General features: G+C 61.9%; 12 protein-coding genes and 1 pseudogene. 1 reads left to right on the forward strand and 12 read right to left on the reverse strand.

The features are described from left to right. Window positions 1–2: 2 nt before the first annotated feature. The gene (gene trpD / locus MK_RS03615; RefSeq protein ID WP_011019048.1) at window positions 3–1,022 is read left to right on the forward strand and encodes an anthranilate phosphoribosyltransferase; all 1,020 of its coding nucleotides are present in this window, start codon (window positions 3–5) and stop codon (window positions 1,020–1,022) included. A 60-nt stretch (window positions 1,023–1,082) separates the two neighbouring features. Here the strand turns inward: trpD and MK_RS03620 are convergent, their stop codons facing one another. From MK_RS03620 to MK_RS03675, 12 genes and pseudogenes are all read right to left on the reverse strand, one after another. Continuing rightward, window positions 1,083–4,838, reverse strand: coding sequence for an elongation factor EF-2 (locus tag MK_RS03620; RefSeq protein WP_394296047.1), 3,756 nt, complete (start codon window positions 4,836–4,838; stop codon window positions 1,083–1,085). Window positions 4,839–4,870: 32 nt separating this feature from the next. Then, window positions 4,871–5,428, reverse strand: a complete 558-nt coding sequence (locus MK_RS03625) for a 30S ribosomal protein S7 (RefSeq protein ID WP_148679934.1) — start codon at window positions 5,426–5,428, stop codon at window positions 4,871–4,873. 139 nt (window positions 5,429–5,567) lie between these two features. Continuing rightward, a complete protein-coding gene (locus tag MK_RS03630; RefSeq protein WP_011019051.1) occupies window positions 5,568–6,011 on the reverse strand; it encodes a 30S ribosomal protein S12 in 444 nt (147 codons plus the stop codon). Between the two features lie 18 nt (window positions 6,012–6,029). Next, window positions 6,030–6,458 (reverse strand): NusA-like transcription termination signal-binding factor, encoded by a 429-nt coding sequence (locus MK_RS03635; protein ID WP_011019052.1) that lies wholly within the window; start codon window positions 6,456–6,458, stop codon window positions 6,030–6,032. Window positions 6,459–6,473: 15 nt separating this feature from the next. Next, window positions 6,474–6,803 (reverse strand): 50S ribosomal protein L30e, encoded by a 330-nt coding sequence (locus tag MK_RS03640; protein ID WP_011019053.1) that lies wholly within the window; start codon window positions 6,801–6,803, stop codon window positions 6,474–6,476. Window positions 6,804–7,291: 488 nt separating this feature from the next. After that, window positions 7,292–8,581: a DNA-directed RNA polymerase subunit A'' gene (locus tag MK_RS03645; RefSeq protein WP_011019054.1), complete on the reverse strand. Its 1,290-nt coding sequence runs from the start codon at window positions 8,579–8,581 to the stop codon at window positions 7,292–7,294. Continuing rightward, window positions 8,578–11,430, reverse strand: a complete 2,853-nt coding sequence (locus MK_RS03650; RefSeq protein ID WP_148679935.1) for a DNA-directed RNA polymerase subunit A' — start codon at window positions 11,428–11,430, stop codon at window positions 8,578–8,580. The genes MK_RS03645 and MK_RS03650 overlap by 4 nt, the downstream gene beginning before the upstream one ends. 5 nt (window positions 11,431–11,435) lie before the next feature. Beyond that, on the reverse strand, window positions 11,436–13,346 hold the full coding sequence (gene rpoB / locus MK_RS03655; protein ID WP_394296048.1) for a DNA-directed RNA polymerase subunit B: 1,911 nt from the start codon (window positions 13,344–13,346) through the stop codon (window positions 11,436–11,438). A 61-nt stretch (window positions 13,347–13,407) separates the two neighbouring features. After that, window positions 13,408–15,006 carry a DNA-directed RNA polymerase subunit B'' gene (locus MK_RS03660; protein ID WP_148679579.1) on the reverse strand — a complete coding sequence of 533 codons (1,599 nt, stop codon included), beginning with the start codon at window positions 15,004–15,006 and terminating at the stop codon, window positions 13,408–13,410. A gap of 11 nt (window positions 15,007–15,017) precedes the next feature. Further along, window positions 15,018–15,296 carry a DNA-directed RNA polymerase subunit H gene (locus tag MK_RS09275; protein WP_011019058.1) on the reverse strand — a complete coding sequence of 93 codons (279 nt, stop codon included), beginning with the start codon at window positions 15,294–15,296 and terminating at the stop codon, window positions 15,018–15,020. A gap of 13 nt (window positions 15,297–15,309) precedes the next feature. Continuing rightward, a pseudogene (locus MK_RS09455) lies at window positions 15,310–15,729 on the reverse strand (4Fe-4S binding protein); the annotation flags it as partial. An 82-nt stretch (window positions 15,730–15,811) separates the two neighbouring features. After that, a complete protein-coding gene (locus MK_RS03675; RefSeq protein WP_011019059.1) occupies window positions 15,812–18,442 on the reverse strand; it encodes an AAA family ATPase in 2,631 nt (876 codons plus the stop codon). Between the last annotated feature and the right edge of the window lie 5 nt (window positions 18,443–18,447).

The raw sequence follows: 18,447 nt of genomic DNA on the forward strand, positions 1-18,447 counted from the left end.
GTTTGAGCGTCCTCGAGAGGATCATCCGCGGATCGGATCTGGATCGGGAAGAGGCCCGCGATTTGATGTGTCGAATCGTCGGCGGTGAGCTTTCCGACGTTGAAGTAGCCGGTATCTTGGTGGCGCTACGCTGTAAGGGGTACACCTCGGAGGAACTCGTAGGTTTCGTCGACGGGATGATGGAGCACGCGGTGAAGGTGGATCCGGACGTCGAGAGACTCGTGGATACGGCCGGCACCGGTGGGGACGAACTGGACACCTTCAACGCCAGCACGCTGGCGGGGCTCACCGCGGCGGCGGCCGGCGTGCCCGTCGCGAAGCACGGGAACCGCAGCGTCACCAGCGAGTGCGGTAGTGCCGACATCCTGGAGGCCCTCGGTGTGAACATCGAGGCGGATCCAGACACGGTTAAGCGCTGCATCGAAGAGGTTGGATTCGGATTCATGTTCGCGCCGAAGTTCCATCCCGCCATGAAGAACGTCATGCCGGTACGCCGTAAGCTGGGGATCCGAACTGTCTTCAACGTCCTCGGACCACTCACCAACCCCGCCCGGGAGCGCGTTACCGGGCAGGTCATCGGTGTGTACTCGGAAAACCTGCTGGACCTCGTGGCCGGTGCCCTCGCGGAACTCGGGGTTCGGAGGGGACTCGTGGTTTACGGTTTAGACGGTGTTGACGAGCTGAGCGTCACCTGCGAGAACGAGGTGGTGTACGTGGACGACGGGGAGGTGACGGATAGGGACACGGTGGCCCCCGAAGACGTCGGACTGGATCGAGCCGATCCGAAGGACGTCGCGGGTGCGGATCCGGAGACCTCGGCCGAGGAAGCTCGGAAGATCCTGGGCGGTGAGCTGCCCGTCGACCACCCGAAGGTCCAGATGACGGCGTTCAACGCGGGTGCCGCTCTCTACGTCGGGGAAGCCGTCGATTCGTTGGAGAAGGGAATTCAGCGCGCACTGGACGTCCTGGAGGAGGGACGGGCTCTGGAAGTCCTGGAGAAGGTAGTCGACCTCTCCTCCTAACACCTCGTACCCCGGACGATACGTTTCGGACTCTATAACGATTGGTGCGGGCGGGGGCGTTTACCCGCCGTAGTCCTCGATGTAGTCCTCCGGCTTCGGGGGCTCCGGCTTCAGACCCTTCCTCTCCCGGATCTCCCGAATGATCTGCTCCTCCAGCTCCTCGGGCACGCGCTCGTAGCCGGCGTGCTCGGTGGTCCAGATCGCGCGACCCTCGGTGGCCGATCGGATGTCGTTCGCGAATCCGAACATCTCGGCCACGGGTGCCTTACCCTTGATGATGACGGTATCTCCCTCCTGCTGGATCTCCTCGATAGTACCTCTACGTCCCTGTATCTCCTTGGTCACGGCACCCATGTAGTCCTGCGGTACGGTCACGTAGATGTACTGCATCGGCTCGAGCAGGTGCGTGTCGGCCAGCAGCATGCCGCCGTAGATCGCGCGCTTGATCGCCGGGATCACCTGAGCCGGACCTCGGTGTACGGGGTCCTCGTGGATCTCGGCGTCCACGAGGCTGACCTTCACTCCTCGGCACGGCTCCTTCGCCAGCGGACCCTCCTCCATGGCCTCCTCGAAGCCTTCGATCAGCAGCTCCATCACCTCGTTCAGGTACTGCAGACCCACGGTCTTGTCCAGGAAGAAGTTCGTACCCTTGACGGTCTCGACGGCCTTCGCGTCGTCCCGGTCCATACCGTACTCCATCAGCGTCTCCTCGAGCTCCTTCTTGCTCATCTCCTCCGGGTTGAACTTGCCCTCCTCGATGGCCTCCACGATCTCCTCCTCGACGGGCTCCACCGTCACGTAGAACTTGTTGTGCTTGTTCGGAGACTTGCCCTCGACCTCATCGTCACAGACTCCGAACACGCCCTCTCGGTACACCACGATCGGCTCCGAGACCTTGATGTCCACACCGCGCTCCTTGATCCTGTGGGCGATGATCTCTAGGTGCAGCTCGCCCATACCGGAGACCAGGTGCTGTCCGGTCTCCTCGTTGATCTCGACCTTGACCGTCGGGTCCTCCTTCGCGATCTGGTGCAGGATCTCGATCAGCTTGGGCAGGTCCTGCGTGTTCTTAGCCTCGACGGCCACGGTGACTACGGGCTCGGCGAAGTGCTGCAGCTCCTCGAACGGCTCGATCGGATCCTCCGGGTCGGTCACGGTCTCACCGGCCCACACGTCGCGCAGGCCGGTCACGGCCGCTATGTTACCCGCCGGCACCTCGTCCGTGCGGATACGGTCCGGTCCCATGTAGATACCTACCTGCTGCACTCGGGTCTCCTTCTTGGAGCTCGCCAGGTACACCTGCTGACCCTCGCGGATCGTACCGGAATATACCCGGCCCGTCGCCACCTCACCCGCGTGCTCGTCGATCCGGACGTCCGTCACGACCATGGCCAGCTTGCCGTTCGGGTCGCACTTCCTCAGCGTCTTACCGTCCTCGCTCTCCGGATCACCCGGCCAGATCTGCTCGATACGGTACTCCTGCGCCGTGACCGGGTCCGGGAGATGCTTGACCACCATGTCCAGCACTACCTGGTACACGGGAGCCTCCTGGGCCAGCTCCTTCTGCTTGTCCTGCTGACAGTACTCGATGATGTCCTTGAACGTGATCCCGGTCTTCTCCATGAACGGGAAGCTGATACCCCAACCGTAGTACGCGCTTCCGAACGCCACGGAACCGTCCTCGACGCTCACCTTCCACTCGTCCTTGAACTCCTCGGGCGCCATCTGCTCGATCATCTTGTTGACCTCGGAGATGATCTCCAGGAACCGGTTCTGCATCTCCTCCGGGCTCAGCTTCAGCTCGTTGATCAGTCTGTCTACCTTGTTGATGTACAGTACCGGCCTCACGCGCTCTCGGAGAGCCTGCCGGAGCACGGTTTCCGTCTGTGGCATCACACCTTCGACCGCGCATACGACCACGATCGCGCCGTCCACGGCTCGCATGGCCCGGGTCACGTCACCCGAGAAGTCCACGTGACCGGGGGTGTCGATGAGGTTGATCAGGTACTCCTCGCCCTCATACTCGTGCACCATGCTGACGTTCGCGGCGTCGATCGTGATACCTCGCTCCTGCTCCATCTCGTCGAAGTCCAGCACGAGTTGATCTCCGGCCAGCTCCTCCGAGATCATCCCGGCGCCGGCCAACAGCTGGTCGGATAACGTCGTGTTGTGCACCACGAACCCTTCGGCGGCGAAGTTGTGATGCTCTTCGACCGTGAAGTCGTACACGTAACCGTCGTACTCGACCTCCTCGACGCGTACCACCTCCAGGAAGCAGACGTCGTCCCTGGCGAGCGCCTTCAACCTCTCGAGTGCCTCACCCTCGACCCCGACCGCCTCCAGGGTGCTGATCACCTTCTCGAGGCTCGACTTAGTCAGGCCCACCTGGCCACCCTCGTAGTTCGAGTAACAGTTGAACATCCTCGTGGTTGGGACGTCACCGCGAACTTCCCGAAGGATTTCCCCGCTGATCGGTACCTTCTCGAGCTCCGAGGACGACGCCTTCTCCATCAGTTTCTTCAGCTTCTCCGCCTTCTCGGGCTCCCGGAAGCCCGGGAACCTCTCGAGCGACCGGGCGCCCGACACGTACAGGGTGTAGGCACCGTCTCCCTCCCTGAGGTAGCTGGCCACGTCGAACTTCTGCAGGAGCAACTGGAGATCTTCCAGGAACTCCCGGCTCACGGAAGTCACCGATACCGCGCTCCGACCCTCCTCGACGGTACCGTCCGCGTCGAAGTACCCGCGGATGAACTCGGCGATGCAGTCCAACGGTGCCCTGGTCAGGAAGTCGTTGACCCGGATCCTGTGGGCCTTCTTCCTCCTCGGGTAGTCGAAGAGTGCCTCCAGGATCCTCGGGACGGTCTCCGGGAAGTCAATCCGCGCGGTCTTGCCCTCATACCTTCGGACTCGGACCTCCAGACCCATGTCGCTCGCGATCCGCTTTACCTCCCCCTGAATGGCTTCGGACCCGTTGGTGAGCTGGTTCCAGCACCCGTCACCGAACATGAGACCCGCCAGGTAGAACAGATCCTCCGGCTCGGGCAGTCGGATGGGCTTCGTCGACTTGGTGTTCGACCGGTAGGAGACCTCGACGGCGTCGTAGAGGTCCGCCAGGTCCAGACCCAGCTCTTCCGCCAGGTCGACGAGGATATCGGCTCGAATCCGTCCCTTTCTCAGCTGGTAGTAGAACGAGTTTTCCTCGATGTCCACCTCCAGCGTCTCCCATAGCGCCTTGATTCCGCGCTCCTTGGCCAGCTCGAGAACGCTCTCCGCCTCCTCTTCCGGCAGGTGGACGAAGAAGTCCCTGCCGAGCCTGCGGAACACCTCGCGCTTGAGCTCCTCCTCGCTCATCCCTTCGTGGACCAGCTTCTGGGTGCACACGATGTAATCTCCGATCTCCAGCTCGTCGGCCCTCTTCTCGACGATCTCACCCGAGGGATCCAGGACGAGGAACTTGTGCTCCGGCGTCGTACGGATGCTCCTACCGTTCTTCACCTCGACCTCCACGAGCTTGTCCGCCTTCAGGCGCCACACGTGAGTTATCTTGCCTTCCACGATCTCTACGGCGTCCTTGTCCAGCGAGGATACTCCGACGGGCTCTCTTAGCTCGTAGACCTCTTCACTCTCATCGCACTTCACGAGTCTGCCGCGCTCTTTCAGCTCCTCGAACAACTCGTCCGCTCGGACGAACCGGCCGTCTGCTAGGCAGATCTTGGTCTCGGGAGCCACACACTTACCGTGGTCTATATGGGCGATGATACCGATATTACGGATCTTCCCCGGCTCGGTCATTAGTTTGCGGCACTTCTCGGCCATCTTCTCCTTACGACCCAAAACCTACGACCCCCTTATCGGGCCGCCTCCGCGATGCGCTCGATCTCCTCCTTACGCCGGATGGAGTGGCACTCCGTATCGTATCTCGCGGCTGCGATGATCTCCTCCGCCAAGCACTCCTCTATCGGTTTCGGGTTGCGGAACGCCCGCTGCTGAGCGCCCTCCGTAATTAGCCGGAGGGCGATGTCCAGCCGCCGCTGCGGCGAGGAATCGACGGCCTCGTGGTAAGAAATACCTCCGTAAATGATCGTGGTGGTCTCCTCCCTCGGAGCGGCGTTCTCCAGGGCCTGCACCAGAACCTGGATCGGGTTCTCACCGGTCCGCTCGTGGATGATGTCGAACGCCCTCTTGACTATATTGTATGCGAGGTGCTTCTTGCCGGTGTTCTTTTCCGTCCGCATCACACGGTTGATCAGCCTCTCCACGATCGGGACTTCCGCCTTCGCGAACCGCTTCTTGGCGTGACGACCGCCAGTGTGCGGTAGGTACATCGGCTTCAGACAGATGTAATCCTTCAGACCCGGGTCTCGAACCTCGACCTCCGTGGGGTCCCACTTGCCGAACACCTTCATCTCGTAGAGTCTGTCCAGGTACGGGTTGCCCTCCAGCTCGGAGTACACCACTCGGCGCTCCTCCGTCTCAGCTTCCTCCTCGGTTACTTCCTCTTCCCTCTCCATCTCCTCGACTTCCTTGGCCAACTCGAACGTCCCCTTAACGCATCGGCTTCTCGATCTTACCCTTCAGCAGCTCGGACAGAGCCACGTCGTTCACCTTCACGACCTTGTATCGGACGCCCGGAATGTCTCCCTTAGCGCGACCCTTGGGACCTCCGATACCCTCGATGACCACCTCATCGTGCTCGTCGATGTAGTCGATCGCACCGTCACCGGGACAGAACGCGGTGACCTGCTTACCGTTCTTGATCAGCTGGACGCGTACGCACTTACGGATCGCGGAGTTGGGCTGCTTCGCCTCGACTCCGACCTTCTCGAGCACGATCCCACGCGCCTGAGGTGCGCCCTCCAGTGGGTCTGCCTTTTCGTCGAGTTTCAACATCCTACGCTTATACCTCTCGTCCTTCCACCGGAACTTCTTACGCTTCTCCCGCAGCTTACGGGCCGCGAACTCCCCAGCGGGACTCTTCTTGCCCGGCATGAGCGTGAGCCCCCTAGATCACGTGACGATGATATCATCGATACCATGGTGTCTCCTCGCGAGGATCCGCGCCTTCTTTATGTTCCTTCCCCCTTTACCGATAACCCGGCCCCGCTCGGACTCCGGCACGTCCACTATCGCGACTTTCTTGTTCCCGCGCTCCGTCACTCGAACGCTCTTCACGCGCGCCGGAAACAGGGCGTTTCGGATGAACTTCTCCGGATCCTCGGAGTGCTCCACGACCTCCACGTCCATCCCGAGCTGCTCCTGAACGCGACGCACGTTCTGACCCTTCTTACCGATCGCTAGGCCTATCTGTCCCTCCTTCACCACGAAGATCGCCCTGTTGTGCTCGTCGTCGATCACGCAGTCCAGCACGTGTGCCCCGGTGAGGCTCTCGAAGAGCGCGATCATGCGGATCTGCTCGGTTTCCAGTTTAACCGCCAAGGTTTTTCACCCCTTTTAGCTCGGTGCGGCCCCTTCCTCCATAGCCTTGCGGACCGTAGCGATGAGGTCAGACTCGCCGTCGTCCAGGACCGCCATCGAAGCTACCACGTGTGGTCTACCGCATACGTCACCCAGATCCATGCTCGTGCCCGGGTACACGAACACCGGTACGTCGGCTAGCTCCGCGTAGTACTCGATGTCTTCACGGATTTCGGCCGGACAGTTCGCCGCTACGATCACTAGCTTGGGCTTCCCTAGTTTCAGTAGCTTGATGGTCTGGTTGGATCCTAACACGACGTCTCCAGTCTCGACAGCCATGCGGATCTGACGCTCAATCTCCTGCAGCTCCACCAAGTTACAACACCCCGGAATGAGAACTAGCCCTTACCCTCGATGGTGCACAATGAGTCATTCCGCCCCGCTCACGTTTCACCCCGCGCGGCACGGTTTCCCCATAAAAGTCTTACTCCTCGACCGGGTCTGACTTAAGAACTTACTGCGAGAAACAGGAAACGCTCCCCCGACACCTGTATACGACGATACGCGGGCTACCCGCGACGGGGCACTACCGGGCTCCGCGCGTCGAAGTACCGGGACGGATCCTTCGAGATGCACCTATCCCTACGCGTCTATCTCGACGGCTCAGAGGTGGCGCTGTGACCACGTCCACTTATCAGCGCGAAAAACATCGCGAACAGGTGCCGTGAAACCGAGACGGTAGCGGCCGAGCTCGGGTACCGAGTTACCTCCGCGGGTACCTACCGGCGCCCGTGCCGCTAGTGGGTGTAAGCGATCGTAGTCCCATGGGGTGATGGGAAGGAAAGCGGCCCAGTTCAGCTCTCCCCTTCCTCTTCTCCCTCCTTGAACTTGGAGTAATCCACTGTGAGCTCCACCGTACCGGTACCCACCGGTACCGGCTTACCCACGATGATGTTCTCGAGCACTCCACGCAGCTCCTCGACGTCACCCGACGTCGCCGTTTCGGTGAGGACCCTCGATACGTACTCGAAGGCGGCCTTCGTGAGCGGGCTGCCCTTCAGCTCCATCACCGAGTAACCGCCGACGGACCGTACGCTACGCAGCTCGCCCCAGAACGACATCATGTCGCTGATGAGCATGAAGTGGCGCGGGTCTACGGAGATCCCCTGGCTCTCGTACACCTCCTCGAGCTGCTCGATGATCGCGTTCCGCCCGGCCTCCACCCCGAGGAGCACGTCCACTATCTTCGGGTCGTTCGTGTTCACCCGCGTAGCGTCGACCTCGTCCAACTGCATCAGCTGCAGCATCAGGTAGGCGCGCTTCGCCACCTTGCTGTTCCTGGCGCGCTGGGAGATCCACCTAGGAGGCCGTCCCGGGGCTCCCTCAGGACTACCTCTGACAAGGATGTAGTATTCCTCCTCGTCCTCATCGTACTGGACGGAGGCGTGGAGTACCCCCTCGATCCCCTTCACTACGGCCTCGCGGAGGTCGTTCGCGATCTCGGCCAGCTCCGATGCCGACTCCACGTCCGCGAGCGTCACCTTGAGGACATCTCCCTCGAGGTGACACGCCCCGCCGGTGTGCTCCCGGACGAAGGCCACGAGCTGGTCTTCGTCGATCCCGTGTTCCTCTATCCGCTCCTCATCCAGGCCGATCTCGATGGCGCACTCGTCCGGGTTCACCTCGATGTACTCCGTGAGTTCCTCGAACCGCGTCTCCTCGATCTTTCGCGCCACTCCCTCGGCCTTCTCCCGATCGCTGCGGTACGGTTCCTTGAGTCTCAGTTCGATGACCCACGTCGGGGGACCGTGATAGGGGAGAGAAAGGACACGCTCCAGCGCCGGCATACCGGTGGTGATGTCGATCTCCGCCACACCGGCCAGGTGGAACGTACGCATGGTCATCTGCGTCGCCGGCTCACACATCGACTGAGCCGCCAGAACGCCCACCGCGTCGCCCCGCTCGATCTGTCGGCACTTGTAGTTGCGTACGAGCGCCCGGAGGACCTTCCGCACGGTTTCTTCGTCGGCGTCCTTGAGCTCCTCGTCCTCCGACACCTTCTCGACGATCTCTCGGTGTACCGAGTCCGGGAGCTCCACGTCCTCCTCCTTACAGACCTCTTCGAGCAGCTCCTCCACGTTCATCCCGCGCCTCCCCTCACTCTTCTCTCTTCCTCCAGCACCACTTCCTTCACGACCTTCAGCGCCTTCTCGACGTCCAGGTTCAAGCCCCACTTCTTGGCGGGATCTACGCCGTCTTCACCGTACGTCAGCTGGATGACGTTGTTGGCGCTGTCGCGCACGCGCCCTCCGGAGTCCACGATCAGGTCCAGGGCGGTGGTCACGTAGCGTCGGTGTAGATAGCCCGAGTCCGCCGTTCTGAAGCCCTTGTCGATGAGACCCTCTCGACCGCTCATCGCGTGCAGGAAGTACTCGACCATGTCCAGCCCCTCGAAGAAGCCGGAGCGGACAAAGCCTCCCTCCTTCACACCCGGGATGAGGCTCTTCTCGAAGTGCGGTGTCACGCGGTCCGTGTACGAGTAGTTCACTATCTTCTCCATGATATGCTCCGTGTTGTGCTTCGCCCGGTGTGGACGCTCACCCATCACGGCCTGCTGACCGCCGATCAGGGCCATCCTCGCGATGTTGGTGATACTTCCACGCGCACCCGACTCCGGCATGATGTACGCCGGGTTGAACAGGTCACGGTGCTTCTTCAGCAGTCTCTCGGTCTCCACTCGCGGCTGGTTGAGGATGGCCATAACCTCGCTCTCGATGTTCCTCTCCAACATCTCACCGCGCTCGATCCGGCTCCGGTTGCAGGTCTCGTGCTCCTCGAGCTCCTGGAGCCTCCGCTCGCCCCGCTCGATGATCTCCTTCGCCTTCTTAGCGGCCTCGTCACACAGCCGCTCCACCTCGTCCCGGAACCTCTCGTAGATGTCCTCGAACTCGTCTATACCCAGCGTGAACCCGTACCTCGTCACGAACCGGAGACCGAGTCGACCGATCTTGTCCATGGCCCTCAGTGTGGTCTCGGCGGCCTTGAACCACGGGTACGACTCGCCCCTCGCTACCTCCCTGGCCGCGTAGCGGTGGACGATCTCGGTCATGATACCGTGGACGGTCTTCTCGTCCAGGAACCCCCGCACGATGCGTCCCTTCTCGATTACCACCTTACCGTGCTCCTCGTCGTCCGGACAGACCGCGTTCTCCAGCTCCACTCTGTCCAGCCAGTCCGGGAGGAAGACGCTCAGCAGCTGTCGGCCGGTTACGAGCGGCTCACCCTCCCTGGGTTGCCCGCAAACGAACTCGAGCTCGTGTATCTCCTCTTCGAACCCACGCCGGTACTTAGCCTCGGGTTTCAGCTTCACCTCCGTGGGCTCGAACCAGTCACCCTCCTTCTTCACCTCCTCCAGGAGCTGGTAGGCCTCTCGGAGCGGTATCCACGCCCTCGACAGCAGGTGGATACCGACGATCGCCTCGTGGATGGGGCTGTTACGGACGTCCTCGTGCCCGTTCTTAGGCGGCCACAGGTGGTACACGTAACAACCCATCAACTCCCTGACCTCGGCTCGAGCCTCCTCGGACTGTGGCACGTGCAGGTTCATCTCGTCGCCGTCGAAGTCCGCGTTGAACCCCACTCCCATATAACACGCCGCGGGCAGTCTGAACGTCTTACCGGGCATTACCCTCACGCGGAAGCCGAGCTCCGACTGGATGTGTAGCGTCGGCTGTCGGTTGAACATCACCGGGTCTCCATCCATGAGATGGCGCTCGACGACGTCGCCGGGTTCCAGGTCTTCCGCGAGCTTCTCCTTGTTCTCGTCGGTGATCCTGATCCGGCTCCCGTCCCGCTTGACCACGTAGTTGGCTCCCGGGTGCTTGTTCGGACCGTTGAGTACCAACTTCCGGAGCCGGTCGATGTTCCACTCGGTGACCCGCTCCGGAACGGTCAGCTCCTTGGCGATGGCCTCGGGGACACCCAACGTGAACGGGTCGAGCTCCGGATCGGGTGTGATGACGGATCTGGCCGAGAAGTTGACACGCTTACCGGCCAGGTTCTGCCTGAACCGACCTTCCTTACCCTTCAACCGCTGCACGATACCTTTCAGCGGCTTGCCGCCGGTCCGGTGCCTGGCGACGGGTACTCCACCGATCTCGTTGTCGATGTACGTGGTGACGTGGTACTGCAGCAGGTCCCACTGGTCCTCGATGATCGGCTCGGGGGCACCCGCCTCGAGCGACTCCTTCAGCCTGAGGTTCACCCGGACGATATCCACGAGCTTGTGCGTCAGGTCGTCCTCGGCACGTTCGCCGGTCTCCAGGATGATCGAGGGTCTCATGGTCACGGGAGGCACCGGCAGGACCGTCAGGACAGCCCACTCCGGCCTCGCCCGTTCCGGGTGGAAACCCAGGATCTCGACGTCCTCGTCGGGGATCTTCTCCAACCACGCGCGTATGTCCACGGGCCACAGCCGCTCGTCGTCCATCATAATCGTCGTGGGCTTCTGATACGTGATCTTCCTGGATTCGGCGCCGCAGTGCGGGCACGATTCACGCTTCTCGGCCCGGTCTATCACCTCCGCCGCCACCGACTTGACGGGCCTGATACCTTCCCTGACCTCCCGGAGGTAACTCTCGATCTCGTCCTCCGGTAGCTTGACCCTCCCACACTCCGGGCACGTGGCCCGCAGTACGTCCTTGATCCTCTCCGCGTACCTGGGGTGCAGGACCGGGCGGGCGAGCTCTATATGGCCGAAGTGACCAGGGCAGCGACCGGCCGGCTGACCGCACGTCCGACACCTGAGTCCGGGGTCGATGACGCCCATCCTGGTGTCCATCACGCCTCCTTCGATCGGGTACCCGTCCTCGTCGTACGTCTCCGGGCTAGTTACCTCGACCTTGGACATCTTCCGGATCTTGTCGGGCGGTAGGATCCCGAACAGGATGCGCTTCACGTACTTGGGTGGATCTTGAACGCGAGGTTCCTCCATCAGGGTCATTCCTCCTCACCCTCCTCCCGTTCGGACAGCGAGCCGACTTCCAGCACGGCGTCCATGCAGAACGACTTCAGCTCGTCCAGCAGAATCTTGAACGCGTACGACATCTCGACGCGGTCAGCCCGCACCTCGCCGCAGATGGGACAGATCGTCTTACCCGTCGCGGCGTGCACGTAACACAGCTCTCCGCAGTTCGGGCAAATGTACGCCTCGTACTTGTCGGACTCGTCGAGCAGCCTCTCTTTCAGGAACAATGAGGCGCCCCAAGCCACGAGGTCGTCGCGTTCCATCTCTCCGAACCTGAGACCGCCCTCCCGGGCCCTTCCTTCCGTCGGCTGCCTGGTGAGTACCTGCACAGGACCGCGCGATCTCGCGTGGTACTTGTCCTTCACCATGTGGTACAGCTTCCGGTACAGGCACACTCCGATGAAGACCTCCGCTTCGAGCTTCTGCCCGGTACGGCCGTCGTACATGACCTCCTTACCGGTGGGCTCGAACCCCAGCTCGCGGAGCATCTTCTTGATCTCCTCGTAGGCCTCCTTCGGGTTCGAGGTGAACGCGGAACCGTCGATCCTCTTCCCGCTCAGTGCCGCCGCCTTACCCGCGAGCGTCTCCAGAATGTGGGCCATGGTCTCACGCGACGGTAGCGCGTGCGGGTTGAGTATCAGGTCCGGTGTGATCCCGTCCTCGGTGAACGGCATGTCCTCCTCCGGGACGATCATCCCGATGACTCCTTTCTGACCGTGCCGTGAGGAGAACTTGTCACCGAGCTCCGGCACCCGCTCGTCCCTGATCCTCACCTTCACCAGCTTGTGTCCGTCGCTGGTCTCGGTGATGATCACGGAGTCCACGATACCGGAGTCGGTGTGCCGGATGGCCGTGGAGGACTCACGCCTCTCCTCCGCCGGCAGTTCCTCCGGTCGGAATTCCTCCAGGAAGCGCGGCGGGCTCGTCTTCCCGATGATCACGTCACGACCCTCGACGCGCTCCCCGACCTCCGCCAGTCCATCCTCTCCCAGGTGCTTGTACGCGTCCTCGGACCGGTATCCACGCACCTCCTTCTCCGGGATGCAGAACTTGTCCTTCATCCCGCCCGGATACGTCCGTGCCTCGTCTTCGAACGTCTTGAAGAAGAACGACCTAGCCAGACCGCGCTCGATCGCGGACTCGTTCATGATGATGGCGTCCTCCATGTTGTAACCCTCGTACGTGAGCACGGCGACGATCATGTTCTGGCCGGCCGGCCGCTCGTCGTAGTCGAAAGCTTCCGTACCTCTGGTCTTCACGAGCGGTCGGTGCGGGTAGTACAGCAGGTGACCCCGGGACTCCATCCGGATGGGGTGGTTCGCGGCGTAGAAGCCCAGCGCCTGCCGGGTCATGTTCGTACCCATCGTGTTACGCGGCGCCGAGTTCGACTCCGGCCAGGGGATGCAGCTGCAGCACGTTCCGAATATCGCCGCCGGGTCCAGCTCCACATGTGTGTACTTCTTCCGCTCCTCCTTAGGCATCGAGTAGAACTCCTCCAGGGACTGGGCGATGAGCGCGTTCTCCTCCTCTTCGGCGTCCAGGAACTCGATGACGCCTTCTTCCTCCAGGTCCTTCCACGAGATCTCTCCTTCTCGGAGCTTCTCCAGGTGCTCCTCCGTGAGCTTGACCTCGCCGTCCTCCACCACCAGTAGCGGACGGACCACGCGTCCACGGTCACAGTTCACGTGCACCTCGTTCAGGTCCTCGTGGTAGGCGGCGTTGACCCTCGGATGCAGCACGCCCTCCCGTCGCAACTCCCGGACTTTCTCCACGAACTCCTCCGGGTCCTCCACGTATCCGATCAGCCGTCCGTTCAGGTACACCGGGGTTCTATCTTCCTCGCGTTCGGGACCCTTGAGAACATGCTCAACGGCCTTATCCACACGGGTCTCCACGTCGTCCCGCACGCCACCCTCCTCGTTCGACACGGGTTCGGGGTCCCCCTTACTCGGTTTCGAGCCCGATCTCCTCCAGGATTTCGATCACCTCGTCCTCATCCGCGTCTTTGTGAACGACCTCGGCGTACAGGGCCAGGTTCTTGATCGCACCACAGTTGGCCCCCTCGGGGGTCTCGTTCGGGCACAACCGGCCCATGTGCGTCGGATGCAGGTAACGAGCCTCCTTCGGGATCGACCACTTACCCACACCCAGCTCCGTAGCGGCCCTGATCCTCCGCAAGTGCGACATGGTGGACATCCAGGTATACCGCTCGAGAATCTGGGAGACTCCGGTTCTGGGCCGGTAGTGGCCGGTCCTCCAGGTACCGGTCGACATACAGCTGCGGATGTGGTCCGTGACCTTGTCCGGACGCACGATGTACCGGATAGTGGGCTCACGACCCCGGGAGTACGCGCGCTCGAACTGATACCTCATCTCGCGGGCCAGCTGCTGGAACGCGTACTCGTAAGCCTCGTACAGTAGGTCACCCGCCAGCTTGATCCGCTTGTTCGCGTAATGGTCGCGGTCACGGACGCTCTTCACCTTGACCCTCCGGTACTTCAGCTCCAGCACCTCGCGCACCATCTTGAGGACCTCGTCGGCCTTCTTCCGGAAGACCTCCTTCAGCTTCTCATCGTCGTCCAGGTCGTCGACCTCGGCGATGTGCGGTAGGAAGTACTTGGCCAGTACCTCCTTACCCCGCTTAATTCGCTCCTCGCGGCTCTCGTCGGGTCTCGACAACCTGCCGATGTACTCCAGCGCGTCCTCCTGGCTGCCGATTTCCTCCTTCACGAGTACCCTCATCTGCTCCGCCATGATCGTGGCGAACTCGGGACCGACGCCCTCCATGATCTCCTCCTCGGTCAGTCCCAGCGCCCGTAATAGGATCACCACGGGGAACTTCCGGTACACGGCCGGCATATCGATGACCAGGCGACCCTTCCGGTCGATGACGTCCACGGGACCGCGGTACCGCTCGCCCCGGGAGTACACCCTGGAACGAACCTCGTCCAGTACACCACGCTCCCGGATCTTCTCGTTCACCCGTCGGTTCGGCGCGATATCCTCTAGGGACATCAGCACGCGTTCCGACCCGTTGATGATGAAGTAGCCGCCCGGATCCTTCGGATCCTCGCCGACTTCGATCAGCTCCTCCTCCGACAGGCCGTAGGTGTTACACACCTTCGACCGGACCATCACCGGAAGCTCGCCGACGTAGACGTTGTCCCGCTCGACCTCCTCCCCGTCCTCGTACATTACGATCTCCGCGTACAGGGGCGCGGAATAGAGCATGTTCCTCAGGCGTGCCTCCATCGGGTAGATCTTCCGACGCGCGCCGTCCGGCTCTATCGAGGAGGGTTCTCCCACCTCGATCCTCTCGAACTCGATTCGGTAGCTGGCTCCCTCCACTTCCGGTTCGATCGGTTCCATCTGCTCGATCAGCTGTTGCAGGCCCTCGTCTATCAACCAGTGATAGGATAGGAAGTGATGGGCGATGAGTGGGTGCGTCTTTACATCGCCCAGGAGTTCCTCGTTTCTACGTAAATAACCCTCCAATAACGCCAAATAATCCTCCTCACTCAGAGACTTGACGGGTTCGGCCATCGGGTTCCCCCCTACTCGGGCGGATTGGTCACGACCCGGTACACCACGGTCTTACCCGCGGTCGGGCTGTCTCGGACGATTTTAACCAGACTCCCGGGCTTGATCCGCTTGCCGAGTTTCTCGCTCAGCGCCACGACCACGGGGTCGTTCGTGTGGATCCTCGGCAGGTCGTCCTTCTCCACCCCGAGCTCCTCGAGTATCTTCTCGATCTCCTCCTCGTCGTCGATGACCTCGTGCTTCGGCACGAGCACGTGGTTCAACACCACGTCCGGATCCAACCGCTCCGCCATGCCCCTTCCCCCACCCGAAGGGGCACGTTTCCACGCACAGACCGCAGTCCACACACGAGGCCTCCGAGAACCCCAGGAAGACCTCCCGCACGGCGGCCGCCGGCGGTATTATACAGTCCACCACGGGACAGATATCCCAGCACGTTCCGCAGAGCTCGCAGTCCCCCTCCACGACCGCACGGCCCTCTTCCAATCGCAGAGCCTCTACCGGGCAGCGTTCTACGCACAGACCGCACCCCGTGCACCGGGACTCCCGGATCCACGGATGTGGCAGGAGGCGCTCCGCGATGCGCTGGACGAAGGCGATGGGGCACAGCAGCGAGGCCACATCGGAAGGCAGCCGAGACACCTCGACGTCCTCACACAGCCTACAGGTCGCGCAGAAGGCCTCTACAGGCCCTTTCCGAAGCTCCAGTGAACCAGCGGGACACACCGCGGCGCACTCACCGCAGGCTACGCATGCCCGGAACTCCAGGTCCGGCCGGAACTCACGGAAATCCCGATACAAAGTCCGATTACCCGGAGTATCGTTCTACTCGGGATTCGCCGGCCCGGTTCTCTATCCTCCAAAGCTCGTCCGCGGCGTCCTCGAGCTCCTCGTCGTGGGTGACGACGATGGCTTGGCGTACGCGCCCCTTGCCCAGATCCAGCTCTCTTAAGGCTTGCGCTAATCGCTCCCGGTGTTCCGCGTCCAAGTGCACCGTCGGCTCGTCTAACATTATGAAGGGGGCGAAGCTCGACCCCACCATGGCGAGCGCCAGGCGCAGCGCCAGCCCGATTATAATTTTTTCCCCACCGCTCATCCGGTCGGCCTCTATGAAATGACCACCCGGCACGGAGACCCGTATCACGGCCCCGTCGTCCTCGATCCTCAACGATCCGTACCGGTCCGAGAGATCCTGCAGGATCTTCGAGGCCTCCCGCTCCACGGCGGGCAGCACCTTCTCCCTGGCGACGTCACGGGAATATCTGAACACCTCCTTGCAGAGACTGAGCACCTCCACGACCCGCTCCAACCTCTCCTTGCGCTCCTTCGCCTCCCGGTACTTCCGCACCTGTTTCTTCAACTCTTCTCTGCGTTTTTCCATTCCGTTCAGCCTTCCTTTGACCTCGCTCAGCTTATCCCTGACCCTCTCGTACTTCTTTTCGACGCTCTCGAGTTCCTCCTCCAGTCGATCCTCGGACCCGTAGCGTTCCCGTAACCCCTCGAGATTACGCTCCACTTGCTCTAACCTACCCTTAGCATCTTCGAGATCTCGTTCGATCCTCTTCAACTCCTTACGGGCTTCCCGAGCCCTCTTCACCTTCTCCTCCAGGTTGTGATAACGTTCGAGCTCCCCCTCCGCCTCTCGGAGCTTCTGCCCTACGTGATCTCGCTCCTCCTCGAGGCGTCGTAGCTCCTCTTCGACGTCTTCCACACCGCTCGGCGTTCTTCCGATTACTTTCTCGCAACGGTCCAGCGTACGTTCCAGTTCCTTCTCCAGCCGGAGCACGTCCCCGCGCCGACGCTCCAGGTCTCTCAGCAGACTCTCCGCCCTCACGGCCAGATCGCGCAGCTCGGGTAACCGATCTTCTTCCACACCCAGCTCGCGCGATAAGTCCGCGAGTTCCTCCTTGAGCTCCTCGATCTCCTCCAACTCCCGCTCGAGCTCCTCACGACGCTCCCTAAGACGCCACATCCTTTCCTTGGTACCCTCCAACTCCCTCCTAACCGACTCGAGCCTATCTTTCAGCTCTCTCCGTTCCTTCCGTAGATCCTCCTCACGCCCTTGAAGACGTTCGAGCTCCTTCTCCGCATCACGCAACAACTTCTCGGCGCGCTCTCGTGGCAGTTTCCGGAGGCAGACGGGACACTCGCCCTCGGCCTCCCTGAGACTCTCGATGCGTTCCAGGAGCTCCTTCTCTTTGACCCTAATCTCCTTCAGTTCCCCTTGGATCTCGTCGAGACGCTCTTGGAGCTCCTCGTACTCGCTCTGCAGCGTCTCCTCCCGGTCCCCCAGCTCGCTTAACTCGTCGGAGACTTTCTCCAGCTTCCTCTTGAGCTCCTCTTCACGCCTCAGGTCACGTAACCGTTCGGAAGCCTCCACGATCTTGTCTTTGAACTCCACCAGACGCTCCGGATCGACCCCGGCTTCATCCTTCAGCTCCTCGAGCTCCCGCTTCACACCTTCGAGTTCCTCCTCGGCGGACTCCAACCTGTTCCGGAGACTGCGGAGGTCGTCCAGGAGGTTCCTCAGCTCCTCGATGCGTCTCCGTAGTTCCGCCTCCTCGTTCTCGAGCTCACGTACTTTGGAAGGAACATCACCCAGTCTCTGCAGCTCCCTCTCGGCTTCCTTTCCTTCTTCGACCAGCTTCCGGAGATCGTCACGACGTCCCTTAAGGCTCTCGATCTTGTTCTCAAGCAGTCGTAGCTCGCCTTCCAGCCTCTCGAACTCTCTCTTCGCCTCGCGCAGCTCGTTCAGTCGCTCCTTAAGCTCCTCGACCTCGGGCTCCAGCTCCTTCACCTCTCGTTTCAGCTCCTCGAGCTCCCGCTCGACCCTCTTGAGCTCCTTCTTCGACCCCTTCAGGTCGCGGACGCGCTCGCGGAAGGTCTCGAGCTTGGCTTCCGCCACCCGGAGCAGCTCGTGTGCCTGCTCGCGGGCCTTCTTGAACTCCGCCAACCCGAGCGTCCTGTCGACGATCCTCTTCCTCTCCTCCCGCGTCGCTTCCACGAGCTTCGCGATCTCACCCTGCCTGATGTACACCGCCTCCCGGAACACGTCCCGGTCCACTCCACCCAGCGCGTTCATGACCTCTCGGTCGACGTCCTCGGCCCGCCCCGAGGCCACGACCTTCCAACCGTCACCCTCCTCCCTGTACAGTCTCGGGTTCCTCTGCCCACCGCCCCGGTAGAACTCGCGCCGCACCTTGTACTTGTGCCCGTCCGCGCCCCAGAACACGACTTCCACCACGGCCCTGCGCTCGCCCTCCCTGATCATGTGGTCGTAGCTCCGGAACGTGCGCGGGAAGAGGGCCAGGGTGATGGCCTCCAGCACGGTGGTCTTACCGGCGCCGTTCGGACCTACGAGTACGTTGATGCCCTCGCGGAACTCGATCTCGGTGCTGCTGTGGGACCTCAGGTTCTCTATCTTCACACGCTCTATCATTCGAC

Source organism: Methanopyrus kandleri AV19, from assembly GCF_000007185.1.
In the GTDB taxonomy this organism is placed as follows: domain Archaea; phylum JAADCQ01; class Methanopyri; order Methanopyrales; family Methanopyraceae; genus Methanopyrus; species Methanopyrus kandleri.